Raw genomic sequence first — 12,890 nt, 5'->3', positions numbered from 1 at the left:
TAATTGGGGTTAACCCTTCAGAACTTCCAGCAGCGTCTCGCCGAGCAGCGAGGGGCTGGCCGAAACGCGGATGCCGGCGGCTTCCATCGCTGCGATCTTGCTCTCGGCGTCGCCCTTGCCGCCCGAGACGATCGCACCGGCATGGCCCATGCGGCGGCCCGGAGGCGCCGTGCGGCCTGCGATGAAGCCGGCCATCGGCTTCTTGCGACCACGCTTGGCCTCATCAATCAGGAACTGCGCAGCCTGCTCCTCCGCATCGCCGCCGATTTCGCCGATCATGATGATCGACTTGGTCGCGTCGTCGGCCAGGAACAGCTCAAGCACGTCGATGAAGTTGGTGCCGTTGACCGGATCGCCGCCGATGCCGACTGCGGTGGTCTGGCCGAGGCCCGCATTGGTCGTCTGGAACACCGCCTCATAGGTGAGCGTGCCCGAGCGCGAGACCACGCCGACCGAACCCTTGGAGAAGATGTTGCCCGGCATGATGCCGATCTTGCACTCGCCCGGGGTCAGCACGCCGGGGCAGTTCGGGCCGATCAGGCGCGACTTGGAGCCCGAAAGCGCGCGCTTCACGCGGACCATGTCGAGCACGGGAATGCCTTCGGTGATCGCGACGATCAGCGGGATCTCGGCGTCGATCGCCTCGAGGATCGAATCGGCTGCGAAGGGGGGGGGCACGTAGATCACGCTGGCGTCGGCGCCGGTCTTCGACTTGGCTTCGGCAACGGTGTCGAACACCGGCAGGCCGAGATGCTCGGTGCCGCCCTTGCCCGGGGTGACGCCGCCGACCATCTGCGTGCCGTAATCGAGCGCCGCCTTGGTATGGAAGCTGCCGGTCTCGCCGGTCATGCCCTGGGTGATGACCTTGGTGTTCTTGTTGACGAGGATGCTCATTCTCGTTCCCGTTCCTTTAGCAACCACCCCGGCGGAGGCCGGGGCCCAGTTGCGATGCGCTCAGGGGCGAGCCACCGCGTTGTACAAATCGTTCCACTCGGGATTGAGGCCTTCGATCTCGCGGATCTTCCAGGCCCGCCTCCATTCCTTCATCTGCCGTTCGCGAAGCCTGGCCGCATCGAGGCTTTCATGCGCTTCGTACCAGACCAGCAGGTTGCAGCCGTATTTCTTCTTGATTCCTTCGACGACGCCGTTGCGATGCTCCCATGCGCGCTTCGGAAGAGCATGCGCCGAGCCGATATAGATCGTCCCGTTTCGCCGGCTTGCCATAATATAGACGAAGCCTTGATCTTCCAACGCGGGCGCTCCGCAACTGGGCCCGGCCTTCGCCGGGGTGGTTCATTTCATCTCACTTAATTCAGGCTCGAATCGATACCCTTGCAGGCCACGAGCAGTTCCTTGACCGCGTCAACCGAGACCTGGAGATTGCCCTTGGCTTCGTCCGAGAGCTTGACCTCGATCACCTTCTCGACGCCGCCGGCACCGAACAGGACCGGCACGCCGACATAGAGGTTGTCGACACCATATTGGCCGGTGAGGTGCGCGGCTGCCGGGAGGATGCGCTTCTGGTCGTAGAGATAGGCTTCGGCCATCGCGATCGCCGAGGTGGCGGGCGCATAGAATGCCGAGCCGGTCTTGAGCAGGCCGACGATCTCGCCGCCGCCCGAACGGGTGCGCTGCACGATCGCGTCGATGCGCTCCTTGGTCGACAGGCCCATTTCGATAAGGTCGGCGACCGGAATGCCCGAGATCGTCGAATATTCGAGGACGGGGACCATCGTGTCGCCGTGGCCGCCGAGCACGAAGGTGTTCACATCCTTGACCGAGACGTTGAACTCGTCTGCGATGAAGTGGCTGAAGCGCGCCGAATCGAGCACGCCGGCCATGCCGACGACCTTCTGGTGCGGGAGCCCTGAGAATTCGCGCAGCGCCCAGACCATCGCGTCGAGCGGGTTGGTGATGCAGATCACGAATGCGTCAGGTGCGTTGGCGGCGATGCCTTCGCCGACGGCCTTCATCACCTTCAGGTTGATGCCGAGCAGGTCGTCACGGCTCATGCCGGGCTTGCGGGCAACGCCGGCGGTGACGATGATCACGTCCGCGCCTGCAATATCGGCATAATCATTGGTGCCGGTGATCTTGGCGTCAAAGCCTTCGACCGGGCCGCACTGCGACAGGTCGAGCGCCTTGCCCTGGGGAATGCCCTCGACCACGTCAAACAAGACGATGTCGCCCAGGCCCTTCAGTGCTGCGAGATGGGCGAGCGTGCCGCCGATGTTACCGGCGCCGATAAGCGCGATCTTCTTGCGGGCCAATGGTATCTCCCTTGCTGGCTCAGAGCACGCGCGCGGACGCACCCGCCGCGATTTTCGCGGGCGGCTTAGGCCGATTGTGCGCGGTCCGCAACCTCAGAAGGATGCAAGTGCCCGTCTATATTTGCAAATAATTCGCAAAAGCAATAAAAGGGATTGGTGCCCTATTGCCCGCTCAGCGTTCGCCATGTCCTTCCGCCAGATATTCGTCGGAGCGCATTTCCATCAGGCGGCTGACGGTGCGATCAAATTCGAAGCGGCCGTCGCCGCTCTCATAGAGGTGCTCGGGCTGGGCGTCGGCGGCGGCCAGCAGCTTGACCTTGTGCTCATAGAGCGCGTCGATCAGCGTGACGAAGCGAGCGGCCTCGTTTCGGTTCTCGGGGCCGAGGCGGGGAATGCCGACAACGATCACCGTGTGAAAGCGCCGGGCGATGGCGAGATAGTCCGCCGCGCCGCGGGCGTCGCCGCACAGCCGCTTGAACGAAAAGACGGCGACGCCTTTCAGGCATTTCGGCACATGAATCTCGCGGCCGCCCTGAACGGGAAGGTCGCACGCCGGAACATGCGCGCGGTCTTCGGGCGGGTAATCGGTCAGCCGGAAGAAAGCGGCGGAAAGCTGATTCGTCGCTTCCGGGCCGTTGGGAACGAGCCAAGTGTCCATGCTGCCGAGGCGATCGAGCCGGTAATCCACGGGTCCGTTCAGAGCCAGCACGTCCATCCGCTCTTCGATCAGCGCGATGAAGGGCAGGAAGAGCTCTCGGTTGAGCCCGTCCTTGTAGAGATCGCCAGGCACCCGGTTCGATGTGGCGACGATGGTCAGACCGTGACGCATCATCTCGGTGAACAGGCGCGACAGAATCATCGCGTCTGCAGCGTTGTTGACCACCATCTCGTCAAAGGCGAGCAGGCGGATATCCTCGACCATCGCTGCGGCAACCGCGATGACGGGATCGGCGGTGTTTTTCTTGCGCTCCTCGTTGAGGCGGGCGTGAACCTCGAGCATGAACTCGTGGAAATGGACGCGGCGCTTCCGGCGGATTTCAACGCATTCGAACAGCAGGTCCATCAGCATGGATTTGCCGCGTCCGACCCCGCCCCAAAGATAGACGCCGCGCGGAGATTCGGGAGTCCGGCCCAGCGCGCGCCACAGGATGCTGCCCTTTTTCGGCACCGCTTCGAGTTGTGACGCAAGGATGTTCAGGCGGTGCGCCGCTGCTTCCTGTTCGGCGTCGGGGCGCAGCTCATTCGCTGCCACCAACTCGCGATAGCGTTCGAGAACCCGGCTCATGACGCCGGTTTGCGAACCGTGCCGGAGAAGTTGGCGATGGTCGCGCCTCCCTGCACGATCAGTCCGCGCATGAAGAGGAAGCGCCGCGTCTCGCGTAGCAGCTCCATCCGGGCCTCGATCGCCCCGGTTGGCACCGGCGCACCCGCTATGAACTGCGCCGAGAGGTCGAGCGTCGCGGCAGTGCCTGCGGTCAGCACGCCGAAGCTGCGGCCCGCAGCGAACAAAGCCATGTCCATGAATGCGAGCAACGCGCCGCCATGAACGTCGCCGCGCAGGTTTGAATGGATATGTTGCGGCGAGAAGCGGACGCGGGCAATGCCATCCTCGACCAGAACCGACAACGGGCCGAAGACCGAATTGAACCGAGTCTGATCGGTCAGCGACCAGCGCTTCCAGCCGGGAAGATCGGGATCGTCCTCGAATACGAACCGGTGGTCGCTCAAAGCGTCCGCCCGGCTTCCATCTTCTTGATCTCGGCGATCGCCTTGGCCGGGTTAAGCCCCTTCGGGCAGACGTTCGCGCAGTTCATGATCGTGTGGCAGCGATAGAGGCGGAAGGGATCCTCAAGCTGATCGAGCCGCTCACCGGTCATCTCGTCGCGGCTGTCGGCGAGCCAGCGATACGCCTGGAGCAGAATCGCGGGGCCCAGGAACTTGTCGGAGTTCCACCAATAGCTTGGGCACGAGGTCGAGCAGCAGGCGCACAGGATGCACTCATAGAGGCCGTCGAGCTTTTCGCGCTGTTCGGGGCTCTGCAGGCGCTCCTTGCCCGAAGGCGTGGTGCTGACGGTTTGCAGCCACGGCTTGATCGAGCTGTACTGCGCGTAGAAGTGCGTGAAATCGGGGACCAGATCCTTGATCACGTCCATGTGCGGCAGCGGCGTGATGCGGATGTCGCCCTTGATATCCTCGATCGCGGTGGTGCACGCGAGTCCGTTGCGGCCGTCCATGTTCATCGAGCAGGATCCGCAGATGCCCTCGCGGCAGGAACGGCGGAAGGTTAGCGTCGAATCGACCTCCGACTTGATCTTGATGAGTGCGTCGAGGACCATCGGGCCGCATTCGTCGAGATCGATCTCGAACTTGTCGTAGCGCGGATTCTCGCCGGTATCGGGATCGTAGCGATAGATCTTGAACGTCTTGGTGCGCTTGGCGCCGGGGCCGGCTTTATGCTCCTTGCCGTTCTTCTGGATCTTGCTGTTCTTGGGCAGGGCGAATTCGGCCATTACCAACGGTCCTTGTGGCAACCAGTTATCGAGCGCGGGCTATGCCTTTCGCATCCGCAGCGCAAGCCTGTAAGGCGTCTCAGCTTCGGTTGGCGAGCACAGTATCGAGCAAGCCGGGGAAGCGGGCGTCGAAATCGGCGCGCCGAAGCCGGTTGCGCCGCTCGCGGCCATCGGCGGTTGTTTCGACCAGCCCCGCGGCCCGCAAGACCGCAAAATGATTCGAGATCGTGCTTTTGGGCGTGTCGTTCGGGCAAGCGGCCCCCGAACTGAGGCAATCCGTTTCGCTGAGTCGCTGGATCATTTCCAGGCGGAGCGGATCCGCGAGCGCGTGCAGCGCGGCGGCAAGACTGACGTCCTTGAGGTTCGGGTGCAGCAAGCGATCCATGGCCCCCATATAGAAACGCTTTATCATTTCCATAGTTCGGAACCATTGAACTATAGATGCCAGGGGCCAGATACTCGCCTGTTCCGGCGGCCCGCGATTCGCATTGGGCGGGAACGGGAGATTTAGATTCCATGCCCAAGAAACTCTCAGGAAAGCGCGCTTTGGTAACCGGCGGCTCGCGCGGGATCGGCGCCGCGATCGCAAGGCGGCTGGCGGCGGATGGTGCCGATGTCGTGATAACCTATGCAGGCAATAGCGAGGCCGCCACGGCCAGTGTCGCCGCGATCGAGGCCGAAGGCGTGAAGGGGAAGGCGATCCAGGCTGACGCGGCTGATCCGGATGCGGTCAAGCGCGCCGTCGACGAAGCCGCAGCAGAATTGGGCGGGATCGATATATTGGTGCACAATGCAGGTGTGTTCGGCGGCACCCCTGTCGATCAGGGCGGTTATGAGGATTTCCATCGCGTTCAGTCGGTGAATGTCGATGGTGTGGCTGCGGGCACGATCGCCGCCGTTCCTCACCTGCCGGATGGCGGCCGAATCGTGATCGTCGGCAGCGTTGCGGGCGATGTTTCCATGTTCACCGGCATGGCCGCCTATGCCGCCAGCAAGTCCGCAGTACAGGGATTGGCCCGTGGATGGGCGCGCGATCTGGCACCACGCGGCATTCTGGTGAACGTGATCCAGCCCGGCCCGATCAACACCGATATGAACCCGGTCGATGGTGATCTCGCACAGATCATGCTGCCTAATATTCCGTTGGGCCGATATGGCCGCCCGGACGAGGTTGCCGCGGTCGCATCCTTCCTCGCGAGTGACGATGCGTCTTTCATCACCGGTACGACGATCGACATCGACGGCGGCGCGACCGCCTAGCCGCTACAAAGCCCCCTCAGGCTCAGATTACGTCCAGCACCAGCCCGAGGGAGCGCGCTTCCTCGGCCTCGATATACCAGTTGGCCGGGGCACGCTTGCAGACTTCCTCAAACGGCACGCGGGAGCCCGTGACGATCGCGCGGAAGCCTTCTTCCTCAATGCGCACCGATTCCTCGATCTCGTGCAACTTTGCCTTGAGGCTTGCGACCTGCATCCTGAGCGGACCGGACAGTTCGACCGTCGCCGTCATCTGGCGCTCGTGCAGCATCAGCCGCGATCCACGCGTGAGGAAGCGCTTGTCCACGGGGAAGCTGGCCATGAAGGTAGCCCCGGCCGAATAGACTGCTACCTTGCCCAGGAACAGCATTTCGCGCCCGCTATATTCGCGCATCAGGCGAAGTTCGTCGCCCATCAGCCGCGCGATCTCTGGATCGCCGCCCAGCGTCGAGATCGCGACGACGAGCGGGCCGTCGTGCGGCGCGCGCGCGAGTTGGTCGCGGAAGCTGCGGTACATATCCTGATCGACGCTGCCACCGAGGTTGATGTGCGGTTTGTCGAGCAAAGGATAACGCGTGGCGCGGCCCGAAAGCGCGCTGGAATAGGCAGGGCTGGCGCTGGGCTCGGGTGCGCTGAGGCTGGGGACTGGTTCGGTCATGGCCTGCGCAACTGGCGCAAGCTGCGGAGGTTCCGCCAAAATTGGCGGAGGAATCGGTTCTGCGCGTCGGCCTCGCGCCAATGCCTCACGCTTTTCCACCATGCGCCGCACGACAAAGGCAAAGCCGAAGGTAATCAATGCGCCGAGGAAGAGCTGGACCAGGCGATTGCGAAAACCGCCCGGGAGGACCTTTTGTACCGCGGCGGGGATCTGATGCTCCAGGTCGCCCGGGATCAGCCGCTCGATCAGCGTTTCCTGGCGGTCGGCCACGGCGCTATCCGCCCTTGAGTGCGTCGGTGGCCGGTGCGCCCACGGGTTGGGTCGCCAGCTTCGGCATGCGGGCCTCCAGCGGGGTCAGCCAGGTCGAGACCTTACCGCCGATGCTGACCTGCGGGTTCGACGGGGGCAGGCTCGCCCCGCCTTCCCATTCGTCGATCAGGGCGCGCGCTTCCGCGGATGCGTTGTCGAGCGGCAGCGGCTTGCGCAGCGCACGGTTGATCATGGCGTCGCCGAAGAAAGTCCAGTCATTCTCCGCCCGGCATCCAAAGGAGGGGCGATCCGACGATGCAGCGGTGAAGAGCGCAGTCGTATCGCTTTGCAGAGCGGGCACGAAGATGCCGGAATAGCAGGCCGACAGGATCAGCACGCGATTCTTGATGCCGAGCTCATCCAGCAGGGCGGCGAGCCGTTCGGGCGCAAGGATGCCATAGCCATTATTGCCGTCATGATAGGCGATGCCGACCTTCGCGCCGTGGCTGGTGGTGTAGAGCACCAGCACGTCCTGGTTCTTGTCCATCAATTCGGCGACGCGGGCGAGGCCGAGGGTGAGGCTGGTAAGGCTCCCATTGGGCAGATTGCTTGCCCCCGAGCCGTCGCTTCCAGCGAGAACGAGCGTACGCCCCGCTGCATCGTAACGGCGCGCCAGCACCTTGCCCGCTTCACGCGCTTCGCGGCCAAACACCGGGTCACTGTCCAGTCCCACCGAGATCACATAGGCGTCCACCACGCCCTTGCGCTGCGGCGCGAGCGCGGCAAGCGCTTTGCTCATGCGACGGCTGTCTTCCAGCATCCATTTTGCGGTGCGCCCGCGCTGAAGCTCGGGACCGGCTGGAAAGCCTTCAACCGGGCCGTAGCCGGTGACGATGCCAGGCCACTTCGCCGATTTGTCCGCGGGCGCGACCTGCGCGGTAGCGGGCAGCGCGAGGAGGGACGCGGCAAGCAACGCAAACAGGCTACGCATGGTAAAACGGCCCCCCGGATTAGTTAACGCAGTCTCGCGCGTGTTTGGGTGGTGTCAAGCGCGGGAGGGCCGGGGGCGTTCAATTGCGGGACCTTTAGTCCTCGCGAAAGTCATATATGGAAGGCAGCGAGCCATCGGATCGTGGCAAGCGTTCTGGACGTTGCGGGATTCCCTTGGCCGGGTCGAGCAGTATCAGCTTGCCACCTTTACCGGCGAACATAGCCTCCACGCGCGCACGTGCAGCTGAGGATACGGCCACATACACTCGGGTCGTGCCCAGCGATCGGGCCGGAAGGCTGGAAAGCTCACGCTCTAACAGTGTCAGAAGTGCGCTTTCATCAATGCCGGCAAACATGATGACGTCATGCTCCTCACGTAGCGCATCTTTCACCCACTGAACCGAAGCGGCAAAGTCGGGTGCGCTCGGCGAACGCAGCACGTTGGTGGCGGGGTACGCGTTGATCCAGTCGGGGTCGACGCGCCAGAAAGCTTCCCGAAGATAGTCGTGCGAGTCGGACTCTTCCTTTGCGCCGAGCAACGGCGCAGCGCGGTCGGCACGAACCTTTGCTTCGTAGCGACGTGTCGCTTCGTTCACGCTTCCCGCAGCAGCATGCGCCTTTCGCCATGCAGCGGCGTTTCGCCGCGATGCTCTTCCGGTTTCGGGATCGATGATGAGTTTGACGGTTTGGTGCGTCCCAAATGGTTCACCATTCGGCACCAGGATATCGATCACCAATTGCCCGCCTTCAAAGCGCGCGTCATTGCTCCATTGCACGGAACTGACCGAATGCGGGAGCGCCTCGAAATAAGGTCCGCCCAGCAGCTTCTCCACCGAAAGCCGGCGCTCACCGCCTCCCGCGACATCGTAGATGACGATGGAATCGTCTCCCCATCCGATCGAATGCCAATTGTCGAAGGTGACGACGTAACGGCCATCGTCGCTGATTAGGGCAGAGGCTGGCGCGACGTCGTTAACGAGCAGGCGCGTCCATACCGTCGTCCATTTGCCGTCGGCACTGCGGCGTTCAAGCGTGGCGTTTGATGCTTGAATGCCGCCTCGCCGCTGCCCGGCTTTGTCCGCGCCGGCCAACTTGTCCTCGAAATATTTGAGCTGGGTATCAATCTCGCGCGGAACGACGGTGAGGCGGCAGGCCTGATTTCGCGAGAAGTATGTCTGGGTGGACGGTGGCATCCACGAATCGGCGCAGGCTGGAGGAGCCGATATTAAAGCGATAGGTACGGCTAGAGCGGGGATCGCGACGCCCAGACACGACGTGATCAATCCCCATCTCATTACGCCATCTCCCCCGGCGGGGCCAAGCCCGCCCTCAGTAAACCCGCTTCTTCGGCTTGATATACTCGATTGCGTCGGTGAGCGTGTAATCATGCACCGGGCGGTAATCGATCTGGGTCTTGCCGCCCTTGCCGCCCCAGCCTTCGAAGTTGGCGACGGTGTGCTTCATCCACGTCGCGTCGTCGCGATCCGGGAAGTCTTCGTGCATGTGAGCGCCGCGCGATTCCTTGCGGTTGGCGGCGCATTCCATGGTGACGACAGCCTGGCTGATCAGATTGTCGAGCTCGAGCGTCTCTACCAGATCGGTGTTCCAGATCAGCGAGCGATCGGTGATGCCCACGTCCTGGAAGCTCTGATAGACCTTGCCGATCTTCTCGACGCCTTCGGCCAGCAGCGCGCTGTCGCGGAACACGGCGCAGTTGCGCTGCATCGTCTTCTGCATGTCCGCGCGGATCTGCGCGGTCGGCGCGGAGCCCTTGGCGTTGCGGAAATAGTCGAGACGCGTGAGCGAGAGCTCTTCCGAGTTTGCGGGCAACGCGTTGTGGGGCGTGCCGGGCTTCAGGATCTCCTTCAGGCGCAGGCCCGTCGCACGGCCGAACACCACCAGGTCGATCAGCGAGTTGGAGCCAAGGCGGTTTGCGCCGTGCACCGAAACGCAGGCCGCTTCGCCAACCGCGAACAGGCCGGGGACAACCGTATCCGGGTTGCCATCCTTATTGATGACGACTTCGCCGTGATAATTGGTCGGGACGCCGCCCATATTGTAATGGACGGTTGGAACCACCGGTAGCGGCTGGCGGGTCAGATCGACGCCGGCAAAGACCTTGCCGGTCTCGGTGATGCCGGGCAGGCGCTCTGCCAGGATCTTCGGATCGATATGGTTGAGGTGAAGGAAGATATGATCCTTCTCCTTGCCCACGCCGCGGCCTTCGCGGATTTCCATCGCCATCGAGCGCGAGACGACGTCGCGCGAGGCGAGGTCCTTGGCCGAGGGGGCATAGCGCTCCATGAAGCGCTCGCCCTCGGAATTGGTCAGGTATCCGCCTTCGCCGCGTGCACCTTCGGTGATGAGCACGCCTGCGCCGTAGATGCCGGTCGGGTGGAACTGAACGAACTCCATGTCCTGCAGCGCGATCCCTGCGCGCAGGGCCATGCCGTTGCCGTCGCCGGTGCAGGTGTGCGCCGAGGTGGCCGACTGATAGATGCGGCCGCCGCCGCCGGTGGCGAGCACCACCGCATGGCTGCGGAAGCGATGGATCGAGCCGTCTTCCATGCACAGCGCGATAACGCCGCGGCACTGACCATTTTCCATGATCAGATCGAGCGCGAAATACTCGATGTAGAAGTCCGCGTCATACTTCAGGCTCTGCTGATAGAGAGCGTGGAGCATCGCGTGGCCGGTACGGTCAGCAGCCGCGCAGGTGCGCTGTACGGGGGGGCCTTCGCCCATATTCTGCATATGGCCGCCGAACGGGCGCTGATAGATGGTGCCGTTCTCGTTGCGGCTGAATGGCACGCCGGCATGCTCGAGCTCATAGACCGCTGCGGGAGCTTCGCGGACCATGTACTCGATCGCGTCCTGATCGCCGAGCCAGTCGGAACCCTTGACGGTATCGTACATGTGCCACGACCAATGGTCCGGCGTGTTGTTGCCGAGCGAGGCGGCGATACCGCCCTGTGCCGCCACCGTATGGCTCCGGGTCGGGAAAACCTTGGTGATGCACGCGGTCTTGAGGCCCGCTTCGGCGCAACCCATCGTGGCGCGCAGGCCGGAGCCGCCCGCGCCGACGATTACGGCGTCATAGGTATGATCGATAATCTTGTAAGCGGCCGTGGCCATTAGATCGCTCCGGCAGTGAACGCAGTCTTGAGCACCGCGAAGATCGCGGTCGCGGAGGCGGCGAGGGTGAAGAAATTCAGGGCGACCAACGCGACGATGCGAGTCTCGTCATGCTGATAGTCCTCGATCACCACCTGGAGGCCCAGGCGGAAGTGATAGAAGGTCGAGACGATGAGCAGGATCAGCGGAACCGCGACGCTGGTCTGCGAGACCCATGCGTGAATCGTCTCCCAATCATAAGCGGGGAGCAGCGCGATGCTCAGCACGAACCAGAGGACGAGGATCAGGTTCGATCCTGCGGTCAGCCGCTGGTGCCACCAATGATGCGTGCCTTCATGCGCTGAGCCGAGCCCGCGCACGCGACCGATGCTGGTGCCGTTACCCATTGCTCTTCTCCAGAATCCAGATCCAGAAGGCTGCCGTGGCGATGGCCGAGACGATGAAGGTCGAGACTGCGGTGCGCTTGTTGCCCTTCAGCTCGAAATTCGTGCCCTGATCGAGGAACAGGTGGCGCACGCCCGATGCCATGTGTTGAAAGAATGCCCAGCTCATCCCTACGCCGACGATATAGCCGAGCGGCGCCCAGGAACCGGTGAACCACGACAGGAACGCTTCATACGAAGCCGGGCCGGACGCGAGCGCCACCAGCCACCAGACGAAGAGGATCGTTCCCAGAGTCGCCATGCCGCTGCCGGTGGCGCGGTGGAGGATCGAGACGGCCATTCCAGGCCCCCACTTCCAGATGGTGAGGTGCGGCGACAAGGGTCGCGATGGGTTTCGGATATCGGCCAAAACGGCGTTCCTTTCGGGCGTGTTGCCGCTTCCTTAGTCACGCGCTCGATGGATGCAAGCCGGGATGCTCGCCAACGCGCTTTGGCTAACCGCGTCTTAACCAGTTCGGCGCATAGCTTTCCGCAACGGATCGAGTGGTTTGCCGCTCGTGCGAAGGGGACACCAGTGACGAATAGCGCTTCCAATACCAGCCCGGCGCCCGGCGCGATGACCGCCCGCATCGACGTTCGGTCGCGGCTGCGAATCTTTGATTTCGAAGGATCGCTGATTGCCAGCAGCCGCGAGGCGTGGAACATTCTGGAGCCGGAGATTCACGCGGTTTCAGAGGCTTACTGGCAGCAATGGCTGCGCTGCTTCGCCGATGAAAGCAATTGGGCACCCGACGACACCCAGAAGATGATCGATGTGGGCGCGGTTTTCCTCAAGAATCGCTTCCTCGACACTTCGGGCACGGCCTGGATCGAGTCGATCGAGAGATCGGTCGCTGCGGCCTATGCCAAGAGCGTGCCGCCGATGGCGCTGCTGTCGATGATCAGCGCGAGCGACCGCGCCGCGCTTGAGGTGCTGATGCGCCGTCTGGGCACCGACGATCCCAGGTTGCCCACGCTGATCGACACGCTGATGCGGCTGTCCGCGCTTGAAGGCGATATCACGGTCGAGATCTATAACATGTACCGCGAGTATAGCGCGCAGACCGCGCGCGACCTGCTCACCGCCGATTTCCGCGACTCGATCGGCGCCACCGTCGAGCGTGCATCGCGCGAGGGCGATGCGCTGCGGGTGCAGGCGGTCCACACCTCGGCTTCCGCTCGCGGCATGCTGGGCAAGGCGAGCGAAGTCGCCGCCGCGGCCGAGCAGTCCGCCGTCGCGATGCGCGAAGCGGCGCAGACCGCAGCGGGCCTGATCCGGGCGATCGAGGATGCTCGCCAGGAAGTCGAGGCCGCGGCGGAAATTGCGACGCGCGCATCGGGGCAGGCGGGTGCCGCAGTCAGCACCAGCGAAGCGCTTTCGGATCACGCCAAATCGATT

14 protein-coding genes and 1 pseudogene are annotated in these 12,890 nt (G+C 63.3%); 2 read left to right on the top strand and 13 right to left on the bottom strand.

The features are described 5' to 3' along the window. Positions 1-9 precede the first annotated feature (9 nt). The 7 genes from sucD to SSO01S_RS14740 form a co-directional block, all read right to left on the bottom strand. Positions 10-894 (bottom strand): succinate--CoA ligase subunit alpha, encoded by an 885-nt coding sequence (gene sucD / locus SSO01S_RS14770; protein ID WP_066800276.1) that lies wholly within the window; start codon positions 892-894, stop codon positions 10-12. Positions 895-954: 60 nt separating this feature from the next. After that, on the bottom strand, positions 955-1,251 hold the full coding sequence (locus SSO01S_RS14765; protein WP_157073795.1) for a GIY-YIG nuclease family protein: 297 nt from the start codon (positions 1,249-1,251) through the stop codon (positions 955-957). Positions 1,252-1,307: 56 nt separating this feature from the next. Beyond that, on the bottom strand, positions 1,308-2,270 hold the full coding sequence (gene mdh / locus SSO01S_RS14760) for a malate dehydrogenase (RefSeq protein ID WP_066800270.1): 963 nt from the start codon (positions 2,268-2,270) through the stop codon (positions 1,308-1,310). Between the two features lie 172 nt (positions 2,271-2,442). Then, positions 2,443-3,555 (bottom strand): cell division protein ZapE, encoded by a 1,113-nt coding sequence (gene zapE / locus SSO01S_RS14755; RefSeq protein WP_066800268.1) that lies wholly within the window; start codon positions 3,553-3,555, stop codon positions 2,443-2,445. After that, positions 3,552-3,998, bottom strand: a complete 447-nt coding sequence (locus tag SSO01S_RS14750; RefSeq protein WP_066800266.1) for a PaaI family thioesterase — start codon at positions 3,996-3,998, stop codon at positions 3,552-3,554. The genes zapE and SSO01S_RS14750 overlap by 4 nt, the downstream gene beginning before the upstream one ends. After that, positions 3,995-4,780, bottom strand: coding sequence for a succinate dehydrogenase iron-sulfur subunit (locus SSO01S_RS14745; RefSeq protein WP_066800264.1), 786 nt, complete (start codon positions 4,778-4,780; stop codon positions 3,995-3,997). Before SSO01S_RS14745 ends, SSO01S_RS14750 begins: the two co-directional genes overlap by 4 nt. 79 nt (positions 4,781-4,859) lie before the next feature. After that, on the bottom strand, positions 4,860-5,192 hold the full coding sequence (locus tag SSO01S_RS14740) for an ArsR/SmtB family transcription factor (RefSeq protein ID WP_245646809.1): 333 nt from the start codon (positions 5,190-5,192) through the stop codon (positions 4,860-4,862). Between the two features lie 104 nt (positions 5,193-5,296). Here SSO01S_RS14740 and SSO01S_RS14735 point away from each other — a divergent pair, with 104 nt between their 5' ends. Beyond that, positions 5,297-6,040 carry an SDR family NAD(P)-dependent oxidoreductase gene (locus SSO01S_RS14735; RefSeq protein WP_066800262.1) on the top strand — a complete coding sequence of 248 codons (744 nt, stop codon included), beginning with the start codon at positions 5,297-5,299 and terminating at the stop codon, positions 6,038-6,040. Positions 6,041-6,062: 22 nt separating this feature from the next. On the opposite strand, the gene SSO01S_RS14730 is transcribed toward SSO01S_RS14735, so the two are convergent. The 6 genes from SSO01S_RS14730 to sdhC form a co-directional block, all read right to left on the bottom strand. Beyond that, entirely contained in the window at positions 6,063-6,695 is a 633-nt protein-coding gene (locus tag SSO01S_RS14730) for an ATP-dependent Clp protease proteolytic subunit (protein WP_083943144.1), read from the bottom strand. Positions 6,696-6,969: 274 nt separating this feature from the next. After that, positions 6,970-7,935 carry a C13 family peptidase gene (locus SSO01S_RS14725; RefSeq protein WP_066800255.1) on the bottom strand — a complete coding sequence of 322 codons (966 nt, stop codon included), beginning with the start codon at positions 7,933-7,935 and terminating at the stop codon, positions 6,970-6,972. A gap of 94 nt (positions 7,936-8,029) precedes the next feature. Then, a complete protein-coding gene (locus tag SSO01S_RS14720) occupies positions 8,030-9,127 on the bottom strand; it encodes a hypothetical protein (protein ID WP_066800252.1) in 1,098 nt (365 codons plus the stop codon). Between the two features lie 136 nt (positions 9,128-9,263). Further along, positions 9,264-11,069 carry a succinate dehydrogenase flavoprotein subunit gene (gene sdhA / locus SSO01S_RS14715; protein ID WP_066800250.1) on the bottom strand — a complete coding sequence of 602 codons (1,806 nt, stop codon included), beginning with the start codon at positions 11,067-11,069 and terminating at the stop codon, positions 9,264-9,266. Next, positions 11,069-11,455 carry a succinate dehydrogenase, hydrophobic membrane anchor protein gene (sdhD, locus tag SSO01S_RS14710; RefSeq protein ID WP_066800244.1) on the bottom strand — a complete coding sequence of 129 codons (387 nt, stop codon included), beginning with the start codon at positions 11,453-11,455 and terminating at the stop codon, positions 11,069-11,071. The genes sdhA and sdhD overlap by 1 nt, the downstream gene beginning before the upstream one ends. Continuing rightward, positions 11,448-11,861, bottom strand: a complete 414-nt coding sequence (gene sdhC / locus SSO01S_RS14705) for a succinate dehydrogenase, cytochrome b556 subunit (RefSeq protein ID WP_066800241.1) — start codon at positions 11,859-11,861, stop codon at positions 11,448-11,450. Before sdhC ends, sdhD begins: the two co-directional genes overlap by 8 nt. 165 nt (positions 11,862-12,026) lie before the next feature. Here sdhC and SSO01S_RS14700 point away from each other — a divergent pair. Then, positions 12,027-12,890: pseudogene (locus SSO01S_RS14700) on the top strand (methyl-accepting chemotaxis protein); the annotation flags it as partial.

Origin of the sequence: Sphingomonas soli NBRC 100801, from assembly GCF_001591025.1 — a bacterium.
Taxonomy (GTDB): domain Bacteria; phylum Pseudomonadota; class Alphaproteobacteria; order Sphingomonadales; family Sphingomonadaceae; genus Sphingomonas; species Sphingomonas soli.
The sequence above is the reverse complement of the archived record's forward strand: the minus strand, read 5'-3'. Positions and strand labels throughout refer to the sequence as shown.